Raw genomic sequence first — 24981 nt, 5'->3', positions numbered from 1 at the left:
ATGTTTATATTAAGCCTCTTCGGCTGCTTTGTAATTAATTTCATTATTGGCGATATCTGTAAGTTTACTATCTGCCAATTTTTCTTCAGCTAATGTTTGTTCCAGAATAGCTGCAACATCGGTAAGGCCTAAGGTTGTGGCCAACTGGTAAAGGCCTCCGTAGCTGGCAATTTCGTAATGTTCTACTTTTTGCGAGGCTAAGATAATGCCTACATCTCTCGTTGCCGTACCGGGTGCTGTTCCTTCAACAATACCTTCTGCTTCTTTAGTTAAACCTTCCATAGCATCACATTTTTTTGCAATAACTTTTTCACCCAGCAATTCAAAAACCTGTTCCAGTCTTTTAACATGCCCTTTAGTTTCTTCGAGGTGATTAGAGATAGCATCTTTTAATTCTTTAGCAGTCGCGGCAGAAATCATTTTTGGAAGCGATTTTACAAGGTGATTCTCCGCCCAGTATAAATCAGCAATTGAATCTTTAAAAAGAGCGCCTAATGCGGAAGCATCCTCTGTTGTTATTTTAGCCGCAAATTTTGCGTCGCTGCCAGTGTCTTTTGTTTTCATTATATTTTAGCTAGTTTAATTAGTATACAACCATCTGTTTTACAAATAAGTTTTAGTTTTTTATTTAGGTAAAGAATACTGGGTTGAAACCGTATTATTATTTTTAGCTGCGTATTAGTTTTGCAAATCAGGTATTAATTCTTAATTAATTAAGGAACTTTTAAAGCTTAACCGGGTTATATATGAACAACATACTTAAACACGATTATGGCAACGACAGTAAAAAACAAATCAACCTCTACAACGAAAAGTGCGGCAAAAACCAAATCTGCCCCAAAAGCAATAGCTAAATCTAAAACCGGTAAGATGGAAGATTCAGAATTTCATGAATTCTTTATTGATGAACTTAAAGATATTTACTGGGCAGAAAAGCATTTGGTAAAGGCATTGCCCAAAATGAAAAAAGCAGCAACCAGTCCGGAGCTTGCTGCAGCTTTTGAAAAGCATACGCAGGAAACTCAAACCCATATAGAAACCCTTGAACAGGTATTTTCACTTTTAGAAGAGAAAGCAGCAGCAAAAAAATGTGATGCGATGGCTGGGCTGCTTGAAGAAGCCAGCAGCATTATAGAAGACACAGATGCAGGCACCATGGTTCGTGATGCAGGACTTATTCTGGCTGCACAAAAGGTTGAACATTATGAAATCGCTACCTATGGCACGCTGAAAGTATTTGCTGAAAACATGGGACATAACGATGTGGCCGATTTACTTGGCCAAACGCTGGATAACGAAAAAGCAACAGACGTAGCCTTAACAGAATGTGCAGTTGGCTTTGTCAATCAGGCAGCGGCTCAGGAATAAACCCCAAAAAATTAAATTAAAAAGCCTCGAAAACGGGGCTTTTTCTTTTTAAAATTTACAACCTGTTTTTATAATGGTTATCCGAATTCCATGCGGATATAAAACTTTTAGCCTTATCATGGGTTTTGGCTGTATAATTAGTATTGTTTTAATCAATAATTATGAAAAAGTTAATTTTAATTTTTGTTACAGCGATTTCGATAAATCTTATCGCATGTTCCGGAAACAGAGCGGATGGAAAAAATGAATCAGGCAAAGATACCATAACCGGGCACGCCGACTCCTCCACAAATCTGGCGGATACTACAGCAAGTGAAAGCATAAAAACAGATACTGTAAAAGACAGCACGTCTAATGCACCGAAACTTCCCGGGAATTAAAATTTGTTTATGAACAACAAGCTTATCATACAAAATAAAAAAGCATTTCAGGCTTTTATGGTTACGGCTTTAGCTGTAACAACTACATGGATATTTATAAGAAGATTCCATAAAAATAAACACGTGCTTGTTCCCGGCGAAATTGGTCTGGATAAAGAACGCTACAGGTTTCAAATACCCCAGAATAAAAAGTCAAATTCAATTGAACTCGAGCGTAGGGGTTCATCTTTTGCCATACGTGTGGAAGGGAAATACCTTGGACGGGTATTCAGGAAGGGAAACAGTTGGGTTGCTAAAGGCAGGGCGCTAAAACCGTATCTTGATGTTATTATCCGGCATTTGTCTAATCCTGGCTCCAGGCACACGTTTTCGGATGTACTGTGTGGTGTGTACCCGGAAATTGAATCAACCACCTGGAAAACGGATGAAACCCTGGAAGTTATCGTTAATGAAAATACCGATTTAGAGGTATTTACCACTTTTTTGAGGGATGAACTTCCAAACCTTGCTGAATTTGACGAGCATATAGATTTAATTGTGAAAAAACCCACAAGCAATTATTTCATCCTGTTACCGGTAAATTAAGAGTCTATACCATATGTATTTCTATTAAAATTGCCTTGCTGTCTAAATTAAATCATAATAATTATAAATGACGCCTGCTAAAATCAAAAAAGTCGGACCTTCAGAACACCACGTACTTTTAACGGTTTGGGAAGCTTCCGTGAGGGCTTCGCACGATTTTCTGCAGGAACAGGATATTGAAGATTATAGATCACTGCTTGCCAGCACCTACCTCAACAGGGTAGATTTATATCTTTTGGAAGAAGACAATCAAGTGAAAGGTTTCATTGGTTTGTCGACCGGTAAAATACAGTTACTTTTTATTGAACCAAAAGCTTTCAGGCGGGGCTACGGCACATTACTTATTGATTTTGCGATAAAAAAGAAGGGCGCTTACCAGGTAGATGTAAATTCGCAAAATGTAAATGCATATCAATTTTATAAACAGGCTGGCTTCCGCATATTTCGAAAATTTGAATTTGATGGCGCCGGCAAAGCTTACCCAGTATGGTGTATGACCCGCAATAAATGGGAAATCATTACAGGCGCATTTATAAATTTCAGGAATTATTTCAATTTCAAACGCTATTCATACGGTACCTAATCGACATTAAAACAACTATCGATTTACCTATCGGCTGGTGTCTCACCGACCGAAAAAATTCAATAGAAATACCTGTTAAAAACGTCTTGTAATTCAAAATTTTAGTTAGCAGGACATGATAATTATTCGAAAGTGTTAGCATTTCACCTAATGATAAATGCTATTGTATATTGATTAATTTACGGCTTTTCCGATATTCGTTATTAAATCATTTTAAAAACATGTCTTATTGTAGTGCAATTGAATTGATGCAGCCCGAAGAGAGAAGGGCCTTGCATAAAAATTACCATGATAATCATTATGGTTTCCCGATACACGATGATAATGAACTATTTGGCCGGCTGGTTATGGAAATTAACCAGGCGGGCCTGAGTTGGGAAACCATCCTGAAGAAAGAAAAATCTTTTCGTGAGGCATATGATAATTTTGATATTAAAAAAGTAGCGGCTTTCACTGAAACTGATGTGGAAAGGTTATTGAATGATGCAGGAATTATAAGAAACCGGCTAAAAATTAATGCGGCTATCGAAAATGCAAAAACCATTTTGAAGCTACAAAATGAGTTTGGTTCTTTCGAAAAATGGCTGGAATACCAGCATCCGAAAACCAGAGAAGAATGGGTAAAACTTTTCAAAAAAACTTTCAGGTTTACAGGCGGAGAAATTGTGAACGAATTTTTAATGAGTACGGGTTATTTGCCCGGTTGCCACGATGAAAATTGCCCGGTTCATAAGAAAATATTAACGCAAAACCCGATGTGGTTGATATAGTTCTTTATCGTAGACTCCTTTTTAAAAACGTCTTTGCCGGAAGGCTTTTTCATCTGACGAAACCTGCTTACAGCAGGCAGGCAATCTGTTCGGGAACCCTTACGCATATTAAAGCCACTAAAAAAGTATACGAGGATTCCCCATATGATAGCGCAAGGTCGATTATCAATTGTAATTATTAGTTATATTTGTGTATGTCAGTTTCGGTACAAAATAAAGACACGCTAATAACTTTACTCAAAGCAAATAGCCAGGAATTAAAATCTTACGGGGTTTTAAATTTAAGCATTTTTGGTTCTTTTATTACAGGAAAGTTAAATGCAAAAAGCGATGTTGACTTATTAATTGACTTTGATCCTGGAAAAAAAAGCTTTGATAATTTTATGGATTTGTCTTTTTTTGTTGAAGATTTATTGGGAAGGAAAGTGGAAGTGATTACACCTCAGTCTTTAAGCAAATACATTGGCTCACATATTTTAAAGCAGGCCGAACATGTTGCCATCTAATATAGAATTACTAAAACACATTCTTGAAGAAGTTTCCTTTATATTAAATTCGGTTAAAGAGAAAACTAAGGAAGCTGTTATTAATGACCCAATACTATCTCGTGCAATTATAAGAAGCCTTGAAATTATCGGAGAGGCAAGTTCAAAGATCGATTCGGATTTTAAATCTATTCATCCAAATATAGAATGGAGAAAAATGTCAAATACACGAAACAGGTTAATTCACGATTATTTTGGTATTGATTAGGATATTGTTTGGGATATTATTGTCTCAAAGCTTCCTGAACTGTAAGAACAGGTTCAAAGAATAATTGCTGAAAACACATAATTTTTTATAAAAATTAGATTCCAGTTAACAAAAGATATACTGTTCTATAAATAGTTTAACATCCGAAAACTTAGCAAGTTTCGGGTGGTTTAGCTTTGAAATCGAAACTACTTTTGTATATTAATAATTACAGCTTATGAAAGTACAGGAGGAAATTAATTTCAACAGAATTGCTGAAGCAATTCATTACATAAAGATAAATTTCAAAAATCAACCGGGTTTGGAGGAAATCGCCGAAAAGGTAAATTTAAGTCCATTTCATTTCCAGCGGTTGTTTAGCGAGTGGGCAGGTACAAGTCCGAAACGTTTTTTACAATACATCAGTATTGGCTATGCCAAACAATTATTGAGGGAAAATCAAAGCTTGTTCGATACAGCGATGGAGACCGGATTATCGGGAACCAGCAGGCTGCACGATTTATTTGTGCGCATTGAGGGGATGACACCCGGCGAATATAAAAACGGAGGAGAAGACCTGCATATCAATTATAGTTTTGCCGAAACCCCTTTTGGTAATGTTATTGTAGCCTCAACCCAAAAAGGAATTTGTCATCTGGCTTTTTATGAAGATGAAACTGTAGCGGTTAAAAATCTACAAATACAGTTTCCTGCAGCCAATTATAAGCAGATTATGGATGCAGCCCAACAAAATGCATTATTTATTTTTAATCACGACCGGAGCAAAATACAGCAGATAAAACTTCATTTGAAGGGCACTGATTTTCAATTGAAAGTTTGGGAAAGTTTACTCAAAATCCCGATGGGGAAATTAACAACTTATGGCACAATTGCTAAAAATCTGGAAAACCCGAATGCTTCAAGAGCGGTAGGAACAGCTATTGGCGATAATCCTGTTGCTTTTCTGATTCCCTGCCACCGGGTAATTCAGGGAAGTGGTGCTTTAGGCGGATACCATTGGGGTACGGAGCGGAAAACAGCAATGATTGGTTGGGAAGCAGCGAAAGTTGAAACCAGCTATCAATGATAAAACATGCCGAATTATCTTCGGTTTTAATCAAAATTGGGATAAAAAATAAGGAAATTTACTTCGCAGGCAACAGCCGTTTAAAAATTTACGGTAAATTAAACTGTAAGTCGGGAAAACGGATGAAAAAAGAAAACCGGGTCTTTTTTAAATCAGAAAAAGATGCTTTTGAGCATGGTTTCAGGCCTTGCGGGCATTGTTTAAGAGAAAAATATCAACAATGGATTTATTCAGCACAACAATAGATATTAATAAAAATCTGCTGCCTTACGGCGGAACGGTAAACTATTATGGAAAGTTATTTTCGCAAAGTGAAGCCAATCATTATTTTGATAAACTTTTGAGTAGCATCGAGTGGAAAAATGATGAGGCCTTTATTATGGGCAAGCATATTATTACCAAAAGAAAAGTCGCCTGGTATGGCGATGAAAACTATGCTTACAAGTATTCCGGCGCTTCAAAAACTGCCCTGCCCTGGACAGCTGAACTTTTAGAATTGAAGAAAACAGTAGAAGAAAAAACCGGTACAACATTTAATTCCTGCCTGTTAAATTTATACCATAGTGGTGACGAAGGCATGGCTTACCATAGCGATGATGAAAAAGCACTGGCAAAAGATTCGGCGATTGCTTCAATGAGTTTCGGCGCTGAACGGAAATTTTTATTCAGGCATAAACAAACCAAAGAAACCGTCAGCACCTTTTTAGAACATGGCAGTTTGCTGCTCATGGCTGATAAAACCCAAACCAACTGGTTACACCGTTTACCGCCAACAAAAAAAGTAAGCAGGCCAAGGATAAACCTGACCTTCAGAACAATGATTCCTTAACTATTTTTTAAACTCGCTGATGTCAACAATTTTATTGTCATCGTTTTTCTCTAAGAATAAACTTCCTTTTGAATTTTCCTTGAAATGATAATTTTGCTGCACATTACTTGCTACCGTTTCAGGATTAAGTGTAGCGGCTGGCACAGAAAGATTAACGGTTTCTCCTGTAATGTAATTTACCTGGTATAATGAGTTTGCCGTTGCAAATACCAATGTTTTCTTATCGCTCGAGTTGAAAAGAAATTTCCCTTGAATTCTTTCAGCCTCATTTTGCCGCTTTACCGGATAAACCTTGCCATTAATCAGCGTAACGATGTAATCGTTATTAATCAAAACAGTACTCAGGCTTAACTCCTGAAGTCCGGCAGTAACTTTGCTGTCATTTGCACCTGCTGAAGGTCTGTCTAATTTAATCACTTCAGGTTTTTCGTTTTTTAGTGAAACGATGTAAAATGGAGATACCAAACCAGAACCATCGGCAACCTGTACCAAAGCCGCCGTTTTCTGCGTGTTTAAAAATCTGGGTTGATAAAACCTGTTCGCAAGTGGTTTTGGCTTATCAAGAATAAGAATTGCCGTATCCCTAAACTTTAAAACAAAAAGATCGCCTTCTTTCCTGCCAGAATCTATTTTAACAATTTTAAGTGCATCGCCTTTTTCCTTCGGAAATTCGTTAAAACTTTCGCCAACATTCAATACCCGTGGTGTGTAGGTGTTTTCTAATTTTTCCTGTTTGCAGGAGAATAAGGTTACTGATAAGAAAAGGGCAAATACAATTGTTTTCATGAGGATTGTTTTTTTATTTATCGGCTAATTTATCATCTTTATTTACGTTTTAAAAATGAGAATTGAATTTATATTGATATGTACTTTAATTTGAAACAGCAAAATGGTCAATCGATAGTTATTGGATTCGAGAAGGCTTTTTCAGCCACGAAGCAATCTCAATGCATTTGCCCTGATGAACGGCAAAGAATTCAAGTAAAGTAGAATACCTAAACCAATCCATTTAGAATTTTTGTTATTTTTGAGAAGGAGAACTTTAATTTAAAAGTCAAATCAAACTTCTCATTAAAAGAAGAATGTTATCCTCTCACAACGTCAACATGAAAATTTTTATCGAAACAGAACGGCTCATTTTACGAGAAATTCTTCATTCTGACGTTGATTCAATGTTTGAGATGGATTCGGACAGAGATGTTCACCTCTACATTGGCAATAATCCCTTTACAAAAAAAACCGAAAGCGAAGCCAATGTTGAATTTATCCGTGAACAGTATCTGCAAAATGGAATTGGCAGATGGGCGGTTATTGAGAAAACTAGTGGAAATGTTATTGGCTGGGCAGGTTTAAAATTAATTACAGAAATGTGTAATAATCGTTCAGGTTATTATGATATTGGTTACAGGTTTATAAAAAGATACTGGGGAAAAGGTTATGCGAGCGAAAGCTCAAGCGCAGTCATAAACTACGGATTTAACCAGATGCAACTTTCGGAAATTATAGGAATTGCTGATACGGCTAATCTGGCTTCTGTAAAAGTGCTGGAAAGAGCAGGCTTAAAGAAGATAGAATTATTTAATTATGACGGGAAGCTCCACCATTGGATGCGCATAGAGCAACCATTAACACAGGAATATAACATGGTATATTAAACAAAGAATGACAGCAAAACATTATTTAACTGACAATTTTAAAATAATTGAAAGACAGTATTTTAGTTTTTAAAAACAGTATTTTTAAGGAAGAAAATTTAAAAAAGGGCGTTATTTAGTTTATTGGAGTGGTTTTTGAGGTATTTAGCAAAAATATTATTATGAAAAATCTAATTATTTGCAGCCTCCTTATTTGCCTTTTAAGTTCATGTTTAGAAAAAATGGATCCAAACTCATTTAAGAATACGAAATGGGAACTTACCCAATTAACCGGTAAAATATTACCACAAAATGCAAAAGCAACCCTAAATTTTAACGACAGTCTCAACGTCACCGGAAAATCTTTTTGTAATAACTATGGCGGTCGGTTGGAAATTAAAGACAATCAGGTAAAGCTAAAGAATGTATATGGCACAAAAATGTTTTGTGAAGAAACCGCTTCTGAAGAAAATGCTTTTTTAAATGCTTTAAATGAAGTAAATGGTGCAAAGGTGGTTGATGGTAAACTTGAGTTACGTAAAGGCGATCAAACGCTTTTGGTTTTTACTGAAGTTAATTAAAGAAATCTAATATTTAAGGTAAGCCCGAAAGACTATTTTTAGTATTTTCGGGCTTTCTAGTATAACACAGGATGCCGATACAGATAAAAGAAAATTTAAAATTTTTTTTCTCTACATTGAGAAATGCATTTAATCTGTTTCAAAAAAATGATCCCTTAAGGCTTGCGGGTGCTACCGCTTTTTTTACCAATTTCGCCCTGCCCCCTATTTTAATCATCTTAATCAGGTTATTTGGTTTATTTACGGATCGCAGGTTACTGGTTACTAATATTTTTAAGCGGCTTAACAACATACTCGACGATAATAGTATCGCTCAAATTAGGTCGACATTAAAAAACATAAGAGGAATTGATCAAAAATGGTATGTTACCTTAGTCAGTTTTATATTTTTTCTTTTTGTAGCCACAACGCTTTTCAACGTAATAAAAAATTCACTGGAGCAAATCTGGACTATTGGCTTACAGGAGAAAAAAGGCATTGTGGCTACATTGAAGTCAAGGGCAATTTCCTTTACCATAATTATGCTCGCCGGAATTTTATTTTTAGTTGGCCTGTTTGCAGATAGCATTCAGGCTATTATTGGCTCTTACCTTAAAACAAATTCTCCATCTTTTGAATTAATTGCTACTTCCATTATCAATCAGATCATTTTTGTCATTATTGTAACTTCCTGGTTTACCATATTATTCAGATTTCTAACCAATGGAAGGCCTACCTGGAGGGCAGCAATTTCAGGAGGATTACTTACAGGTTGCTTATTTACAGCCGGAAAATATATTTTAAGAATTCTGTTGCCGTTAAGCAACATCAGCAATATTTACGGATCTGCAGGCTCAATTATTGTAATTATGCTTTTTGTATTTTATTCTTCGCTGATATTCTATTTTGGCGCAGCGTTTATTAAATCATTGAGTATTGGGCGGGAAACACCGATTATCCCAAAAAACGGAGCATTTGCTTATGAACTTACGGCAATAGAGAACGAATCAGACCAAAAAGAAAAAGGCAACTGAAACAATTGCCTTTTCTTTATATGAGATGATATAAGATTAATGTATTATCGGAACTTTTTCATAGCCCTGCATTTCAAACACTGCTAATTTATTTAACAGGTTATAATGCAAAGTTCCAAAAAGATTGACTAATCCGTCGTTACTTTTACCTTCTATCCAAACCGACTCCTTCACTACTTCGGTATTTTTACCGGTTTCGTGATTAAAAAGGGTTTCTTCATCTTTAATAATCAAATCATTCACATCAATTCTGAACTGATTTAACAAAGTGATAAAATTTTGGCCTTTCAGTAATAATTCTTTTAAATTCATAGGTCAGGTATTTAATTAGGTCTGTTTTTCAAAAGCAATTATTAGTCCATTAAGTCGCAATGGTTCAGAATGTTGATAACTTACAAAATCCTGTATCCCAAGCCAATAGTAAACAAGTTTAGCTTAGTTGGCGGATAACCATCTTTATTTAATTTAGACAATCCGAGTTCATACCTGGCATCAATACTGAGCTTTTTAATATCCAGTCCTGCACCAAATTGCCAGGAAACGGCCTGATCTTTAAAATTACCGGTAAATACGTTTCCGGTGGCCTGACCTAAACTTTGTTTATCATCTAAAATCAATGAAAACATAGGTCCTGTGTTCACCCTAAGCCCTACTCCTACAGCGCCAAACTTAGTACCAACTAACAAAGGCACATCCAGACTGGTAAACCGAACCTGATTTACCTGTCCGGTTGCATCACTAACCAGATTTGTTTTCTTACCTGATACATATAATTCAGGCTGGAAAAATACACCGGCTCCACCTACCCTCGCCCACAATCCACCGTAAAACCCGGTTCTATTATCACTGCTGAACGTATTTTCAGTATCGAATTTTGAAAAATTAGCACCAGCTTTTAATCCCAGCTGGAATGAAGGCAAAACCTGTGCACTTGCACATAAGCCTACAAACATGCAGGCGACGGACAGATAGATAGATTTCATAACCTAATTATTAGCTTGTTGCATTATTGATGGCTTCTTGTTCCTTCAGCGCATCAACATTATTTTTATCCCCAAAATTTTGAGTTTTATCCGCAAAATAATCCAGAATACCCGAAATGGTATCTAAGTTATCCGCAAGGTTTTGATGAATATCCGGCAAATCGTTTTCCAAACGTTTATCGCCTAATTCAATATTGTCGACTTCAATTTTTGCAATTTTTTGAATAAGTGCCTGCTTAGAGTTTTGTAAATCTTCCAATTCACGCACAATCTTTTCCATTAATTCAAACTTTTTTAAAGTATTCATAGGTTCTTATTTTTAATTGTTAAACTATTCTAATAATAAACCGCCTGACAGCAATTTTGTTTTTATTTCCTAAATCTTTAACAAATAGATTTGGAAATCAGAAAAACAACTAATAAATTAGTTAAAAAATTAAAACTATGAAAAAGTTGCTCTGCATTATTTTAACCTTTGTATCTTATGGAACTGTTTTTAGCCAAACGCCCGCTTTAATTGATAAAGAAAAACTTTTCGATTTATATCAAACCCAGCGTTACAGTGAGGCTGCGAATTACCTTAAGAGCATTTATGGTAAAGACGTAACAGATATTAAAGCCATAAGCCAGATTGGCTATTGTTATTTAATGAGCGGGAATAATGTGGAAGCGGAGCAATTTTACACAAAAGCTTATCGCCAGGAAGCTCAAAACCTCCCTGTATTGTTTAGCCTGGCCAGTATAAATTCCAGAAGAGGAAACATCGAAAAAGCAAAGTTATATTACGGCGAAATCGTAAAAATTGACAGCAATAACTTTAGCGTATATAAGCAACTTGCCAACCTCTATTCGTCTAACACCGATTCGCTTAAATTAGTTTACCTTTTAAAAGCAAACACAATTAACCCGACTGAAGGCGATGTAGCCTACGATTTAGCTGATGTTTATGCCACTTTACAACAGCGCGAAAAGGCCTATAAAGTGCTGAATATCGCAATGGCGGCAGATACCGGAAATATAATTTTACAGAAGGCTGTGTTGCCGATTGCAAATTTTTTGAAGAAATATAATGAGGTTATCCTTTCCGGAGAAAAAATATTAAAAGTTGATCAGGATCCGCTGGTGATTAAAGATGTTGCCAAGGCTTATTACTTCACAAAAAATTACGCAAAGGCGGCAAGTCTTTTTAAAATGCTGGAGGCAATAGGCTTGCAAAATGAAGCAACACTTTATTATACTTCTTTATGCTACCGGGCAATGAAAAACTTCCCATTAGCTAAAGATTATACCAACAAAACAATTGATGAAGCCATTTCTCCTAATACGGCCGATTATTATGCTTTACTTGGATTGATTTATGAAGAGACGGATAAACTACCACAAGCCAATAAAGCATACAAGAAAGGGCTTGAGTTTAAGTCGACGCCAACGATTTATTACCGTTTGGCAGTTCTTTATGATACGAAATATAAGCAGCCTAAGCAGGCAGAAAAATATTATGCACTTTATTTAAAGAGTAAACCAAATCCTGAGATTGATAAGGATGAAATTAAATACGTTAAAGCGAGGATGGAACAGCTAAAAACGGCTGATTAATTTAAATCCTCGAAAACAGGTTTAACATTATCCCAAAATTCGTCGAGTGCAATCAGCCGGGGTTTGAAAAAGGATATCAATTCCGGCCAGTGCTGCCGGTTGTAGATATTTATATTCTCTAACATTGTTGATATGCGGCTCACCGTTTTACCATATTCATCAGTAGTATCCTGAATCCAGTCCCAATCCTCGTTAAGTGCATTTGCAAATAAGCTTTTAAATTCTTCAAACTGATTGAATACCAATTCTCTGACACCCGCATCAGGATGTGTAAGCTGAATGGAGATGATTGCTTTTTTATTATCCACATCCATTTTAAAAAAGATATGCTTTACGCCTGTTTTGTAATTTATCCAGTTTACAGGATATCCACCGGCAGCCGGCACAGGCTTCATATACTGTCCGAAACTTATCCAAAACTGTTGCCGTAAACGTGCGGCTTCTTCTTTGCTGTACATTTTGATGGTTTAAATCGTACGTAATGGGTTTTAAGTGAACAGCCAGAAATTGAGTTAACGAACCAATGATCAATGAATCAATGAACCAATGAAACAATGACCAATGAACCAGTGAACCAATGAACCAATGAACAATAACCAATGAACAATAACCAATGAACCATTGAACCAATGAACCAATGAACTATTTATTCATCAGCCGGGCAACATATTTACCAATAATATCAAACTCCAGGTTTACGGTATCGCCAACCTGAACTTCCTGCAGGTTTGTGTGCTCAAAAGTATATGGAATAATAAATACCGAGAATTCATCTGTTGAGGAATTAACAACGGTTAAACTGATGCCATTAACGCAGGCAGAGCCTTTCTCTACGGTTACATTTCCTGAAGCAGGATCATATCTGAAACGATATTCCCAGCTTCCATCCAGTTCTTCACGTTTAATGCAAACTGCCGTTTGATCGACGTGCCCCTGAACGATATGCCCATCCAGGCGGGCGTTCATTTGCATACAACGCTCCAGGTTTATTTTACTGCCGACTTTCAAATTACCTAAACTTGTTTTGCTTAGCGTTTCATCTATTGCCGTCACCGTATGTGTGCCATTATCTAAAGCAACAACGGTTAAACAAACGCCATTGTGCGCAACGCTCTGGTCTATCTTTAATTCATTACTTATTGCCGAAGCAATCGTAAAATGAATATTTGTATGTTCTGTTGTAATGGCTGTTACTACGCCAAGTGTTTCTATAATTCCTGTGAACATTTGTGTTTATTTATATCGTATCGTCATCCCGATTCGATAGCTATCGGATGAAACGCAGTGAAATGGAGAGCTCTATCTCAATATAGATTTCTCGGTAGCGTTACACTCCGCTCGAAATGACATCACGGAAGGGTTTCGCTGCCAACACGATCTACCGCGATAACGATCGCTTAAAAGTAATCTTTAGTATTTCAATCTATTCTTTCTCCAGTTTGAGGTATTTTTAACCAACATATCGCCTGTCTTTACCTCTTTTTTCTGGAAAAGTTTAGCGGCAATTACCGCAGCAATTAGCGCTTCTGTTTCATTTTCCGCTTTTAGGCTTTCGGTATTAAGGTATTTACTAACAAAATGCGTATCAAATTTACCCGTTTTAAAAGCCTCATGCTCCATCACAAATTTACCAAATGTTAAAGTGGTTTCTATCCCGGTAATCTCATATTCCTCAATCGCACGCACCATTCTTTGAATGGCTTCTGCCCTGTCTTTACCGTAAGTAATCAGCTTTGCGATCATCGGGTCGTAATAAATCGGGATTTCCATTCCTTGTTCGAAGCCATCATCAACCCGTACGCCATTTCCTTTTGGTATTTTATAGGTTTGTAAAGTACCGATATCGGGCAGGAAATTATTTTTAGGGTCTTCCGCATAAACCCTTAATTCGATGGCATGGCCGTTGATTTTCAAATCTTCCTGTGTAAAGCTTAACTTTTCGCCGGATGCGATTTTAATCTGTTCTTTTACCAAATCAATTCCGGTTATAAATTCTGTAACCGGATGTTCAACCTGCAGCCTGGTATTCATTTCCAGGAAGAAAAAATCGAGATTTTCATCCAATATAAACTCCACCGTACCTGCCCCGGTGTAATTTACGGAACGGGCAACATCAACCGCACACTTACCCATTCGTTGCCTGATTTCTTCTGTAAGTACGGCCGAAGGCGCTTCTTCTACAACTTTCTGATGACGCCGTTGAACAGAGCATTCGCGCTCAAATAAATGAACAATATTGCCATGTGTATCGCCTAAAACCTGAATTTCGATATGCCTTGGAGAAGTTACGTAACGTTCGATGAAAACCGCCCCATCGCCAAAAGCAGAAGTTGCTTCGCTTACGGCTAATTGCATCTGTTCTTCAAAATCTGCAGCTTTTTCTACAATACGCATGCCTTTTCCGCCGCCGCCGGCTGCCGCCTTTATCAAAATCGGGAAGCCGACTTCAATTGCCCTTTGTTTGGCTTCGTTCACATCCTGAATGGCTTCTTCGGTTCCGGGAACCATCGGGATATTATATTTTAAAGCCGCGGCCTTCGCTGAAAGTTTATTGCCCATGGTTTCCATTGCTTCCGGCGACGGACCAATAAGAATCAATCCCGCCTCGGCAACCATCTGGGCAAACCCGGCATTTTCAGAAAGAAAACCATAACCCGGATGAATGGCCTGAGCACCGGTTTTTTTACAGGCATCAATTATTTTTTCTCCAACAAGATAACTTTGACTGGAAGGTGGTGGTCCGATACAAACCGATTCATCAGCATAACGAACATGTAATGCATTACGATCGGCTTCAGAGAAAACAGCTACTGTTTTTATACCCATTTCTTTTGCAGAACGCATAATGCGCAAGGCAATTTCTCCACGATTGGCAATAAGAATTTTATTCATTTTAAATGTTCGTTTTTCGTTGTTCGCTTTTCGTTTATCTCGGCCTAAATGTCAAAACTGCTAACGCAAATTTACTATTATTTTTATCGCTTCATCAATCATATCAGGACTCAAATCAAGATGTGTTACTAATCTTATCGTACTGGCGCTGGTTGTATTACAAAGTATGCCTTTTTCCTTCAGCTGACTTACAATTTTATTCGCGGTTCCGGCTGCAACTTCAAAAATTACAATATTGGTTTCAACCGGCATAACTGATTTCACATAACTTGCCTGCAATAAGGCAGCAGCCAGATCTTTTGCATGCTGATGGTCTTCTTTAAGGCGTTCTACATGATTATCTAGTGCATAAATGCCCGCAGCCGCCAGGAAGCCGGCCTGCCGCATTCCGCCACCAAATGCTTTTCTTATTTTCCTGGCTTTATGAATTGTATCCTTGCTACCCAATAAAACCGAACCTACGGGGGCTCCTAAACCCTTTGATAAACATATCGAAATACCATCAAAGTATTGACCATAATCATGCGATTTGTCTCCGGTTGCGGTTAAAGCATTAAAAATCCTGGCACCGTCTAAATGAAGTTTTAATCCTTTTATATTACACAGATGATGAATTGCCGCAATATCTGAAAGTTTATAACAGCTTCCACCCCCCTTGTTCACGGTATTTTCCAATACGACTAAACTTGAATTCGGATAATGAATGTTGTCTTCATTGATTTCAGGCTCAATTAATTCGGACGTTAAAATACCTCTTTCGCCATGTAATAACCTGACAGATGCCGCCGAATGAAAGGCGATACCACCAATTTCATAGCGGTAAACATGGGCGGTTTGGTCGCAAATCACTTCGTCCATTGGCTGGGTAAAGCATTTAATTGCGATTTGATTCGTCATGGTTCCCGACGGGCAAAACAAACCGGCTTCCATATTAAATAGTCCGGAAAGTTTCGTTTCTAGTTCATGTACCGTTTCATCCTCGCCAAACACATCGTCTCCTACTTTTGCTTGCATCATCGCATCCAGCATGCCGGCAGTCGGTTTTGTTACCGTGTCACTTCTGAAATCTAAAATTTTATTATTCATCCTGATAAAAATTGTAAAATATTGCTGAGGTTAAAAATAAGGTCAATGCCTAATATGGTATAAGAGCCTGTTTAAATATATATAATAATTTGTTTATGCTTTTTTTCAGCAGCTTTTATGGTTTCAATGGTCTTCAAGCTTGCTTTGCAGGTTGGCTCCAACATCGTTAAATATTTCGAGACAGGCTTGCTATCTCTGCAACATTTGACTTGTTTCGCTGAAAAATAAGCGATAAACATTTTCACAATAATAAATTTAAACAGGCTCTAATTTTAAGGTTTTATGCCGGTTAAACAGCTTATATAGTGTATTTTTTACACACTTATTTTTCAACAAAAACAAATTGTTAAAAAATTATTAAAAAAAAAGATACAAAATATAAGAGTTTTTATACTTTTATCGTGCTAAAACCAAAAATAAATAAAATGATAGTAATTGCAGACGGTGGATCGACCAAAACAAATTGGTGTTTGATTAACGAGGCCGGCAGAAAAATTTACTTTAATACCGAAGGCTATAACCCTTATTTCTCAAAAGGAGAATATATTGTACAGTCTTTAAATGAGAGTCTTCCGGACCACTTAGAAAAAGAGAAGCTAACTGCAGTTTATTACTATGGTGCGGGATGTTCTACGCCCGGTAACAAAAAAATTGTTGCTGATGCGATGAAACAGGTTTTCACTAATGCAGAGATTTTTGTTGGTCACGATTTACTTGCTTCCTGCAGGGCACTTTTGGGTAACGAGCCCGGATTTGCCGGTATTTTAGGAACCGGAACAAATTCATGCCTTTATGACGGAACAGACATTACCCTGAATATCGATTCGTTAGGTTATTTCTTAGGTGATGAAGGTAGTGGTTCTTATATCGGTAAACGCATATTAGGCGATTACATGAAAGGCTATATGCCAAAAGGTTTGAGAGAAGCTTTTTACGATAACTATGCGTTAACAAACGAAGATATTTTCGATAACATCTACAATAAACCATTGCCAAATCGTTTCTGCGCTAGTTTCAGTAAATTCTTATACGATTTTAAAGATACTTACGAAGATTATACCTACAAAACAATTGATTATGCATTTACTGCATTTTTCGAAGCCTTGGTTATCCATTACCCTAATTATAAAGATCACAAATTAAATTGTGTTGGCTCTGTGGGCTATAGCTTCCGTGATATTTTAAGTATTGTTGCCGACCGCTATGAAATGGGTGTAGGCAAAATTATCCGCTCACCGATAGATGATTTGGTTCATTATCATTTGGAACTGGCGCCGAAGAAAGACTAAAGACTAAAGCTGAAAGACCAAAGATTAAAGCAGAAAGACTAAAGCTGAAAGACTAAAGATTAAATAAAAATGCCCGGTTTGAAATTCAAGCCGGGCATTTCTCTTTATAAACATTACTCCTCTTTACACCTTGCTCTTGATACTAAGTACTTGATACTCGATACTAAGTAACTTGATACTAGCTACTAAGTACTCGATACTAGTTAAAAAGATATCTCCTTACCAAACAATTTGGCATATTTTCTTTTATCGAATTTGTATAAGGTGGCTGCCCTGTAGGAAACACCTTTTTGTTTTTCGTCCAGTTCTTTCAATACACCAAAGCTGACAATTTTCTTTCTGAAATTTCTTTTATCCAGTTTCTTGCCCAGTACCAATTCGTAAACATGCTGTAACTGCGTTAAGGTAAACTTTTCGGGCAACAATTCAAAAGCAATTGGCTGGTGCTTAATTCTGCGCTTTATTTTTTCCAGGCCTTTATCGTAAATTCTCTGGTGGTCGAAGGCCAATTTTGGCAATGCCGTAATCGGTAACCAGTTGGCTTGTTTCGCATATGTACTTATCGGGCGTAAATCTTTATCGCCACCCAAACGAATCAGCGCGTAGTAAGCAAGTGTAATTACCCTTCCCTGAGGGTGTCTTCCGGGATCACCGAAAGCATAATACTGCTCCATGTAAATTCCACGCAAACCGGTTAATTCGTATAAAATTCTGGCTGCAGACTGATCTAAACTCTCGTCGACACCAACTATATTACCAGGTAGTGCCCACCAATCTTTAAAAGGTTCTTCATTCCTTTCGATAAGTAAGATTTTTAATTCCTTACCATCAAATCCAAACAGCACACAGTCAATGGAAAAAACGGAATCTAAATGAGGTAAAATTTGTTCCAATGTAAAATTTAGTTAATTTAAGCGTTAAAGGTATGACTTTCAATATTAAGTAAAAAAAATAAAATAAATTACTTAGTGTAGAAAATACACACTATATTCGTGCTACGAAGATGAAACCAAATATCAAAAATATAGCTGTACTTACTTCCGGGGGCGATGCGCCGGGAATGAATGCTGCAATACGAGCAGTTGTCCGTACAGGAATCTACCATGGCATCAACATGTTTGGTGTGATGCAGGGTTATCAGGGTCTAATCACTAACAATATAAAACCAATGGACGCCCGTTCTGTAAGTAATATTTTACATTTGGGCGGAACAATATTAAAAACTGCCCGCTGTTTGGAATTTAAAACAGATGAAGGACAGGAAATTGCCTATCGTAATTTAAAAGCGAACAATATCGACGGATTAGTGGTGATTGGTGGTGATGGAACCTTTACCGGCGCCAAACGTTTCGGTGAAAAATATGGCGTTAAAGTTATAGGCATCCCCGGCACGATTGATAACGATTTAAGCGGGTCGGATTTTACCTTAGGATACGATACAGCAATCAACACGGTAATTGAAGCAATTGATAAAATAAGAGATACTGCCGATGCGCATGACCGGTTATTTTTTATTGAAGTAATGGGCCGCGATTCTGGCTGTATAGCGCTGAGAAGTTCTATTGCGAGTGGTGCGGAAGCCGTATTATTACCTGAAGTTGAAACCAGTGTAAATGAGTTAATTGAGAAGCTGGCATTAGGCGCAGCAACCAAAAAATCATCGAGCATTGTTATTGTAGCCGAAGGCCATAAACAAGGCGGTGCTTACGACATTGCTAAAAAAGTTAAAGAAACTTTCGACCATTACGATACTAAAGTCACCATTTTAGGTCACCTTCAAAGAGGCGGCAGCCCGAGCAGTTTCGATCGTATTTTGGGAAGCCGCTTAGGTTTTGCAGCTGTTAATGCCTTAATTGCCGGAGAAAGCGCTCAAATGGTTGGCCTGAGGGGAAATGATATAAAATTAACCAGTATAGAAGAAGCTTTATCTAACCATAGTTTTAAGCTCGAAGACGATTTAATGGAAATGACGGATGTTTTATCCATATAATTAAAAATGATAGCAGTTGTTTATAGCGGTTCGAGAACAGCATTTTGGAAACTTACTCAAAACGGACAAGTCGTTGCACACTGCAATACAGCAGGTATCAACCCTTATTTTGTCGATTCAAAAACTATTCTTCAAATTTTAAATAAAAAGGTAGTTTTGATAAATAATGCGGAGAGCATTAAGAAAATTTATTTTTTCGGAGCGGGTGCATCATCAGCCGATAGAAAAGAAGAACTTGCAAAAACATTGTCATCTTTTTTCCGGTATAGCAAAGTTATCGTAGAAAATGACTTATTTGGTGCCGCAAAGGCTGCTTGTTTCGAAAAATCGGGCCTGGTAGCCATGTTGGGCAGCGGCTCAAACTGTGCCTATTTTGACGGCAAAAAGCCGCTGGAGAATAACTTTGGATTAGGTTATATTCTTGGTGATGAAGGTTCTGCTAATTACCTTGGAAAAATGTTATTAAAAAGCTACTTAAATAAGAAATTACCTAAAGAGCTGGAAATAAAGTTTACAAGAGCCTATAACCTGGATAGATCACAAATATTTGAACGGATTTATAATAAGCCACAGGCAAATATTTTTTTAAGTTCTTTCTTTGATTTCTTCATTCAGAATAATAAACATGGCCATATTATCAGAATGATTGATGAAGGGTTTGATAAGCATTTTCAAACCTGCATTTTACCGATGGTTAAACAATATCCCGAAGAAGATTTACATTTTGTGGGTACAGTGGCCTCAGAATTTGAAGACCGGTTAATACACATCGCGGAAAAGTATAATTTAAAAATAAAAAGCATTATAAAGGAACCAATACTTAATTTATTAAAACATTACATTAATTAACAAAAAACAATGAGCAAAATTGGAATAAACGGCTTTGGCCGTATTGGCAGACTGGTTTTCAGAGCTGCTTTAAAAAGAGGTTTAGATATTGTAGCAATAAACGATTTGATTGAGCCGGATTATATGGCTTATATGTTAAAATACGATACAACTCACGGCAAGTTTGACGGTACAATTGAAGTTGTTGATGGAAATTTAGTCGTAAATGGTAAAACCATTCGTGTTACTGCAGAACGTAACCCGGCTGATTTAAAATGGGATGCTGTAGGTGTTGAAGTGGTTATCGAATCAACCGGTTTATTTTTAACCCGTGCTGATGCTGAAAAACACATTGCCGCAGGTGCTAAAAAAGTGGTTTTCTCTGCTCCGGCAAAAGATAGTGATATTCCTACTTATGTTATGGGCGTTAACCACCATAAATTAACAGCTGATCAAACTATAGTTTCCAATGCATCATGTACCACAAACTGTTTAGCACCAATTGCTAAAGTTTTAAATGATAACTTCGGTATCGTTGAAGGTTTAATGAGTACCATCCACGCGGTAACTGCAACGCAGAAAACAGTTGATGGCCCGTCGGCAAAAGACTGGAGAGGCGGACGCGGTGGTTTCTCGAACATCATCCCTTCTTCCACAGGCGCTGCTAAAGCAGTAGGTATGGTGCTTCCTGAATTAAAAGGAAAATTAACCGGTATGTCTTTCCGCGTTCCTGTTGCCGATGTTTCTGTAGTCGATTTAACTGCACGTTTGGAAAAACCTGCTACTTACGAACAAATTAAAGCCGCTATGAAAGCTGCGTCAGAAGGTGAATTAAAAGGTGTACTGGCTTATACTGAAGATGAAGTTGTTTCTTCTGATTTTATCGGCGATGATCATGCCTCTATTTTTGATGCAAAAGCGGGCATTTCGTTGAACGACAACTTCGTTAAAGTTGTTTCATGGTATGATAACGAGTGGGGCTATTCTTCTGCATTAGCTAAATTTGTTGAATATTATGCCAGCTTATAATATTTAAAATAAAAATAAACGAATCAGAAAAGGCTCCAAATTGGAGCCTTTTCTGTTAATGACGCTTTTTTAATTAAGTTTAGCTTATGCATTTTAACATTATTTAACTTTTTAAGCAAAACATAATGACCTGATTTGCGTTTTAGATTGAAATATGTTCAAATACAGGAAAGTAAATCTGATATTTTCTGTTTTAAGGTAAAAATTTAAAACAAATTGGATATATCAGACCATAATTTGCTAAAATTTAATAATTTGTTAACACCGTTTTGAACTATATTTGTTTTATAGTTGTTTTAAATCACAAAATCTTCCAGAAAAAGAATTGTAAATAAAAATGACAAAAAAAATACTTAAAAATTTGTTAGTGTATTTTTTACACTATGAAAAATTTTACTATATTTGTATCGTAATAAACGGAAGATGTTTATTCAGATAAAAAAAGATAAATCGTTTTCCTGAAGAAATAATTTCAGATGGAAAATTTAAGACAAAGCCTGGCTCATAACAGGTTTATATTTGGTTAGAAAAAAAGGAGACGCTTGGATGAGGTCTCCTTTTTCTTTTTAAGGTTTTTTAATACATTTAAACTCCTTCTTAACTAATATTAGATTAACATCATGTTAAAAGACGAAGTCATTGGCTATTATGTCAATTTAAAAACTTCTATCTTATGAAGCATCCCGATTTCTTTAGTTTGATCCATGATGGTGATGATATTTTTTTTATTGTGGTACTGTATAGGTACTTGGACAGGTATTGATTCCTGACTAGAATTGTCATCATCTGTAACGTCGTCATTCAAAGTTATATCAAAAATTAATTTAATATAACAAACTCGAAGATTCACTGATTTATATCCATATTTAATTTCATCTCCTTTTAAATTAGAAAGCACACTTTTCAGGTTTGGCATTATCCATCGAATACCCTGAAAATATATTTGGTAAGCAATTGTTGTAGAACACTGCAAAACCCTATTAATCATATCAAACTGATCTTCATTTTCTTTTAAAGAAGCGGGTATGAAATAAACTTCTTGAGGTATACTGCCATTTTTAGAATCGTAAATCATAATTCCATTTTGAGCTTGGAGCTTTCTATTTTGAGCATATGAGGAAGCAATCGAACTTGACATAATCAACAGGAAAATAATTAGTTTAAAAAAAGACATATGCTAAAGCAAATTTCGATAAATATAGTTGATTAGGGTAACAAACCACATTCTCAGTTTATTTTATTCTGGATCACCTACACATGGTACATAATTGCGTTGGATCAATAAAATTATTTAACTGAATACCTCCGCCAATATTATGATTCAAGTTGACGCAGGTTAAGAAGCTTGGTAAACACCATTTGCAGCACTAGTTTTGCTTCTCCTTCTGCTTGATTTTTTACTGGAGTCTGATGCTCGTTAATTGCTTTAAAAAGAACCTAATATAAATATCCAAAACTTCTTTTGAATCACCCATTTTATTAGCGGATAGTAAGCGAACGGACTACATTCTTAATTGTTCTTTAGTCATGATATGATAACGTTAAGTGATAAATATAAGAGATGGAAACGCTAAATAAAGTCCATCATGGGTAAGGTATGTTGAATCGTCCCGTCGCTATTCACTTTCAGTATATTGGCGTACTGTACAGTTACTCCTAAATTAATTAAGCTTTTACCAAGTTTGCTTAAATATGTCATTTGAACCGTTGGCTTAAGTAATTTTAAAAGTTCAACCCCTGATTTGCTAAATGCATAAACATCAAGGTTTACTACTGCTGTACCAGCTTTCTTCTTTGTAACCAATATTATATTTCCAGATGTCATTACTAAGGATGCATCATTTGGTGTCTCCAGAAGCTGATAAGATAAAAACTGATCGGAATTAAGTAATCCAACTTCCACTAGTATTGAACGCTCAGTATACGATAAGAATTTTTCAGATGTTTCGCTATCTTTAAATATAAAAGATGCACCACTAGTTTCGATGGCATATTCTGATGCTTTTAGGAATATATTAGCCTCATATTTACTTAAATTTCGTATCAATTCGAGCGTACGCAAGGAAAAAGATTTTGGCTGCTTAACTTCGCCAGCAAGTATTTTCCCCCACAAGGCTTGCATATCAATATCCGAGATATCTTCTGCCATGTTGAAAAATCTAGTAGTCCAGTCTTCGCTTACTGGTTCTTCTGATACAGATTCTTCTTGAGACAATTGTTCCGCTGCAACACTCGAGATTGCGTCGATATTGCTTTGCCTTTTCATCTCTCTATGAAGTAGCCTATCTTGCATTCTTTCAAATGATGCTGCCTCAATTTCTTTGCCTTCGGCTAAAGCTCTTGACTTAGCTCGTTCAATAATTTCGATCTCATAAGCTTTGGCATCGGCTTCTTTACGTATTGCTTTAGGTTTATAGATAGTCCCAATAGCGCTGCTTATAACTTCTATTAGTTTTTCAAGAGGTTTCCCCTCCCATTTTATAAGATTAAAATCCGACATGTTAATTTAGTTTATCTTGAGCTCCACTAAGATAAATAAATATTTTAAAGTTTATCCTGCTTCTATGCTTACCTCTTGCGAAATGAGGAAATGTGTGCGCATCAGCAGTTGCAACGTAATGGGATTATATTAATGTTTTATCACAAGTACAACACCGCTTTTTTGAATAATGCAGTTGAGCTGAAGAGTAAAGCGATTAAATTTATCAGGCAAGAAGCGACTGTGGTACACACTTAAAAAACCGGGCACCTTACCGCACGATAATTTCCCGCGCGCTTCCTGAAAAAGGTCAATGAGATTTCAAAAGTATTTGTGCTGGTTCCTGTACCGCGAAGTGCCGGATTTACATCATAGCTTAGTCCGAGTGTAAAATTATTAAAGGTAAAACCTGCATAAGGTACAATTGCATCTTTAAGCCTCATATTTGCGCCGGCGATTAACTCCGAATCCGTTCCGTACGGAATGGTAAAATACAAGCCGGCCATTCGTTCCTGGGCATTACCTTGCCTGGCATATAAAACATTTGGAATGACAAACATATCATTACTAAGCTTTATGCTAACGCCCATATTAAACAGATACCGAATCGGTAAATTCTGTTTGCCTTGCGAATCGACGAAGGGGTCTATCGGCCTGGTAAGGTGATTAATAGAAAAAGCAGCATATAAATTTGCCCTTTTTAAAGGGTTGGTATCAAAAAATGCCACACCTGCACCCGCATCAATAGCAGTAGAAGCACTGTTGTTAAAATTATCAGAAGTTGGAATTAAAGGTGAATACCCTACGCCCGATTCATATTGATCGCCAAGCTGAAACTTAGTCGGATCGAATCTCCTGTTTAAAAAGCCAACATTCATCCCGAAAGTAATATTATAGTCTTCGTTATAACCAAGTCTGATCCCGGTGTAAGCTAAAGATAGCATTCCATTCAGGTAGCCATAGCCGCCGCTGGTTGCCGTTTGATTTAAAATATTTAACCCAATATTGATGTTTCTGTTTGTAGACATTTCAGCGGATAAACCGGATGTGCTAAAGGTATTTACATTGCCGAAATTTTGATTCCGATGGATTAAGGTTGCTTTGTAATCCATTTGGGTTGCACCGGTTAATGCCGGATTCATCCATAAAGAATAAGCATAGTACTGAGAGAAATGCGGATCCACCTGCGCGTGGAGATGCAGGTTAAAACTAACAAAAGAAATGACAGCAAAAAAGAATATCCTCAT

31 protein-coding genes are annotated in these 24981 nt (G+C 36.7%); 18 read left to right on the top strand and 13 right to left on the bottom strand.

The genetic code is table 11. From position 1 onward, the window contains the following. Positions 1 to 9: 9 nt before the first annotated feature. Positions 10 to 564 (bottom strand): YciE/YciF ferroxidase family protein, encoded by a 555-nt coding sequence (locus O0931_RS01190; protein WP_269413736.1) that lies wholly within the window; start codon positions 562 to 564, stop codon positions 10 to 12. 207 nt (positions 565 to 771) lie between these two features. Here O0931_RS01190 and O0931_RS01185 point away from each other — a divergent pair, with 207 nt between their 5' ends. The 10 genes from O0931_RS01185 (at position 772) to O0931_RS01140 (ending at position 6334) form a co-directional block, all read left to right on the top strand. Continuing rightward, complete coding sequence (locus tag O0931_RS01185) at positions 772 to 1368, top strand: YciE/YciF ferroxidase family protein (RefSeq protein ID WP_428982612.1); 597 nt, start codon at positions 772 to 774, stop codon at positions 1366 to 1368. Between the two features lie 161 nt (positions 1369 to 1529). Further along, the gene (locus O0931_RS01180; RefSeq protein WP_269413735.1) at positions 1530 to 1748 is read left to right on the top strand and encodes a hypothetical protein; all 219 of its coding nucleotides are present in this window, start codon (positions 1530 to 1532) and stop codon (positions 1746 to 1748) included. A gap of 9 nt (positions 1749 to 1757) precedes the next feature. Then, positions 1758 to 2333: a hypothetical protein gene (locus O0931_RS01175; protein WP_269413734.1), complete on the top strand. Its 576-nt coding sequence runs from the start codon at positions 1758 to 1760 to the stop codon at positions 2331 to 2333. A gap of 67 nt (positions 2334 to 2400) precedes the next feature. Beyond that, positions 2401 to 2916, top strand: coding sequence for a GNAT family N-acetyltransferase (locus O0931_RS01170; protein WP_269413733.1), 516 nt, complete (start codon positions 2401 to 2403; stop codon positions 2914 to 2916). Positions 2917 to 3137: 221 nt separating this feature from the next. Then, positions 3138 to 3686 carry a DNA-3-methyladenine glycosylase I gene (locus O0931_RS01165; RefSeq protein ID WP_269413732.1) on the top strand — a complete coding sequence of 183 codons (549 nt, stop codon included), beginning with the start codon at positions 3138 to 3140 and terminating at the stop codon, positions 3684 to 3686. A gap of 194 nt (positions 3687 to 3880) precedes the next feature. After that, positions 3881 to 4192: a nucleotidyltransferase family protein gene (locus tag O0931_RS01160; protein ID WP_269413731.1), complete on the top strand. Its 312-nt coding sequence runs from the start codon at positions 3881 to 3883 to the stop codon at positions 4190 to 4192. After that, complete coding sequence (locus O0931_RS01155) at positions 4179 to 4439, top strand: HepT-like ribonuclease domain-containing protein (RefSeq protein WP_269413730.1); 261 nt, start codon at positions 4179 to 4181, stop codon at positions 4437 to 4439. Before O0931_RS01160 ends, O0931_RS01155 begins: the two co-directional genes overlap by 14 nt. Positions 4440 to 4656: 217 nt before the next feature. Then, complete coding sequence (locus O0931_RS01150) at positions 4657 to 5505, top strand: methylated-DNA--[protein]-cysteine S-methyltransferase (RefSeq protein ID WP_269413729.1); 849 nt, start codon at positions 4657 to 4659, stop codon at positions 5503 to 5505. Then, entirely contained in the window at positions 5502 to 5750 is a 249-nt protein-coding gene (locus O0931_RS01145) for an Ada metal-binding domain-containing protein (protein WP_269413728.1), read from the top strand. Before O0931_RS01150 ends, O0931_RS01145 begins: the two co-directional genes overlap by 4 nt. Next, on the top strand, positions 5726 to 6334 hold the full coding sequence (locus O0931_RS01140) for an alpha-ketoglutarate-dependent dioxygenase AlkB family protein (RefSeq protein ID WP_269413727.1): 609 nt from the start codon (positions 5726 to 5728) through the stop codon (positions 6332 to 6334). Before O0931_RS01145 ends, O0931_RS01140 begins: the two co-directional genes overlap by 25 nt. On the opposite strand, the gene O0931_RS01135 is transcribed toward O0931_RS01140, so the two are convergent. After that, positions 6335 to 7120: a hypothetical protein gene (locus O0931_RS01135; RefSeq protein WP_269413726.1), complete on the bottom strand. Its 786-nt coding sequence runs from the start codon at positions 7118 to 7120 to the stop codon at positions 6335 to 6337. A 320-nt stretch (positions 7121 to 7440) separates the two neighbouring features. Here O0931_RS01135 and O0931_RS01130 point away from each other — a divergent pair, with 320 nt between their 5' ends. The 3 genes from O0931_RS01130 to O0931_RS01120 all read left to right on the top strand — a co-directional run bounded on the left by O0931_RS01130 (position 7441) and on the right by O0931_RS01120 (position 9562). Beyond that, a complete protein-coding gene (locus O0931_RS01130) occupies positions 7441 to 7989 on the top strand; it encodes a GNAT family N-acetyltransferase (protein WP_269413725.1) in 549 nt (182 codons plus the stop codon). A 221-nt stretch (positions 7990 to 8210) separates the two neighbouring features. Then, the gene (locus O0931_RS01125) at positions 8211 to 8549 is read left to right on the top strand and encodes an META domain-containing protein (RefSeq protein ID WP_269413724.1); all 339 of its coding nucleotides are present in this window, start codon (positions 8211 to 8213) and stop codon (positions 8547 to 8549) included. Between the two features lie 116 nt (positions 8550 to 8665). Further along, positions 8666 to 9562 (top strand): YihY/virulence factor BrkB family protein, encoded by an 897-nt coding sequence (locus O0931_RS01120; RefSeq protein ID WP_269413723.1) that lies wholly within the window; start codon positions 8666 to 8668, stop codon positions 9560 to 9562. Positions 9563 to 9598: 36 nt separating this feature from the next. On the opposite strand, the gene O0931_RS01115 is transcribed toward O0931_RS01120, so the two are convergent. From O0931_RS01115 to O0931_RS01105, 3 genes are all read right to left on the bottom strand, one after another. Further along, complete coding sequence (locus tag O0931_RS01115) at positions 9599 to 9874, bottom strand: hypothetical protein (protein WP_269413722.1); 276 nt, start codon at positions 9872 to 9874, stop codon at positions 9599 to 9601. 80 nt (positions 9875 to 9954) lie between these two features. Beyond that, positions 9955 to 10545, bottom strand: a complete 591-nt coding sequence (locus O0931_RS01110) for a porin family protein (protein WP_269413721.1) — start codon at positions 10543 to 10545, stop codon at positions 9955 to 9957. A 10-nt stretch (positions 10546 to 10555) separates the two neighbouring features. Further along, positions 10556 to 10852, bottom strand: coding sequence for a hypothetical protein (locus tag O0931_RS01105; RefSeq protein ID WP_269413720.1), 297 nt, complete (start codon positions 10850 to 10852; stop codon positions 10556 to 10558). A 137-nt stretch (positions 10853 to 10989) separates the two neighbouring features. Between O0931_RS01105 and O0931_RS01100 the strand changes: the two genes are divergently transcribed. After that, positions 10990 to 12141, top strand: a complete 1152-nt coding sequence (locus tag O0931_RS01100; RefSeq protein WP_269413719.1) for a tetratricopeptide repeat protein — start codon at positions 10990 to 10992, stop codon at positions 12139 to 12141. Here O0931_RS01100 and O0931_RS01095 read toward each other — a convergent pair. The 4 genes from O0931_RS01095 to O0931_RS01080 form a co-directional block, all read right to left on the bottom strand. After that, a complete protein-coding gene (locus O0931_RS01095) occupies positions 12138 to 12599 on the bottom strand; it encodes a DUF4268 domain-containing protein (RefSeq protein ID WP_269413718.1) in 462 nt (153 codons plus the stop codon). The genes O0931_RS01100 and O0931_RS01095 overlap by 4 nt on opposite strands. A 184-nt stretch (positions 12600 to 12783) precedes the next feature. Continuing rightward, positions 12784 to 13368 (bottom strand): riboflavin synthase, encoded by a 585-nt coding sequence (locus tag O0931_RS01090; RefSeq protein WP_269413717.1) that lies wholly within the window; start codon positions 13366 to 13368, stop codon positions 12784 to 12786. A gap of 183 nt (positions 13369 to 13551) precedes the next feature. Then, positions 13552 to 15033, bottom strand: a complete 1482-nt coding sequence (gene accC, locus O0931_RS01085; RefSeq protein WP_269413716.1) for an acetyl-CoA carboxylase biotin carboxylase subunit — start codon at positions 15031 to 15033, stop codon at positions 13552 to 13554. A 60-nt stretch (positions 15034 to 15093) separates the two neighbouring features. Continuing rightward, a complete protein-coding gene (locus O0931_RS01080) occupies positions 15094 to 16119 on the bottom strand; it encodes a threonine aldolase family protein (RefSeq protein ID WP_269413715.1) in 1026 nt (341 codons plus the stop codon). 425 nt (positions 16120 to 16544) lie between these two features. Between O0931_RS01080 and O0931_RS01075 the strand changes: the two genes are divergently transcribed. Then, positions 16545 to 17408, top strand: coding sequence for an N-acetylglucosamine kinase (locus tag O0931_RS01075; protein WP_269413714.1), 864 nt, complete (start codon positions 16545 to 16547; stop codon positions 17406 to 17408). A 203-nt stretch (positions 17409 to 17611) separates the two neighbouring features. Here the strand turns inward: O0931_RS01075 and O0931_RS01070 are convergent, their stop codons facing one another. Then, the gene (locus O0931_RS01070; RefSeq protein ID WP_269413713.1) at positions 17612 to 18301 is read right to left on the bottom strand and encodes an NUDIX hydrolase; all 690 of its coding nucleotides are present in this window, start codon (positions 18299 to 18301) and stop codon (positions 17612 to 17614) included. Positions 18302 to 18411: 110 nt separating this feature from the next. Between O0931_RS01070 and pfkA the strand changes: the two genes are divergently transcribed. Genes pfkA through gap form a run of 3 tightly spaced genes read left to right on the top strand, consistent with a single transcriptional unit; the run spans position 18412 to position 21255 of the window. Continuing rightward, positions 18412 to 19398, top strand: a complete 987-nt coding sequence (pfkA, locus tag O0931_RS01065) for a 6-phosphofructokinase (protein ID WP_269413712.1) — start codon at positions 18412 to 18414, stop codon at positions 19396 to 19398. Between the two features lie 6 nt (positions 19399 to 19404). Then, positions 19405 to 20247, top strand: coding sequence for a hypothetical protein (locus O0931_RS01060; RefSeq protein WP_269413711.1), 843 nt, complete (start codon positions 19405 to 19407; stop codon positions 20245 to 20247). A 9-nt stretch (positions 20248 to 20256) separates the two neighbouring features. Beyond that, a complete protein-coding gene (gene gap / locus O0931_RS01055) occupies positions 20257 to 21255 on the top strand; it encodes a type I glyceraldehyde-3-phosphate dehydrogenase (protein WP_025144555.1) in 999 nt (332 codons plus the stop codon). A gap of 646 nt (positions 21256 to 21901) precedes the next feature. Here gap and O0931_RS01050 read toward each other — a convergent pair. The 3 genes from O0931_RS01050 to O0931_RS01040 all read right to left on the bottom strand — a co-directional run bounded on the left by O0931_RS01050 (position 21902) and on the right by O0931_RS01040 (position 24981). Then, a complete protein-coding gene (locus O0931_RS01050; RefSeq protein ID WP_269413710.1) occupies positions 21902 to 22393 on the bottom strand; it encodes a hypothetical protein in 492 nt (163 codons plus the stop codon). A gap of 432 nt (positions 22394 to 22825) precedes the next feature. Next, positions 22826 to 23755, bottom strand: coding sequence for a DUF2806 domain-containing protein (locus O0931_RS01045; RefSeq protein WP_269413709.1), 930 nt, complete (start codon positions 23753 to 23755; stop codon positions 22826 to 22828). A 233-nt stretch (positions 23756 to 23988) separates the two neighbouring features. Further along, entirely contained in the window at positions 23989 to 24981 is a 993-nt protein-coding gene (locus tag O0931_RS01040) for a PorP/SprF family type IX secretion system membrane protein (RefSeq protein WP_269413708.1), read from the bottom strand.

The sequence above is a fragment of the Pedobacter rhodius genome (assembly GCF_027213645.1).
GTDB lineage: Bacteria > Bacteroidota > Bacteroidia > Sphingobacteriales > Sphingobacteriaceae > Pedobacter > Pedobacter rhodius.
The sequence above is the reverse complement of the archived record's forward strand: the minus strand, read 5'-3'. Positions and strand labels throughout refer to the sequence as shown.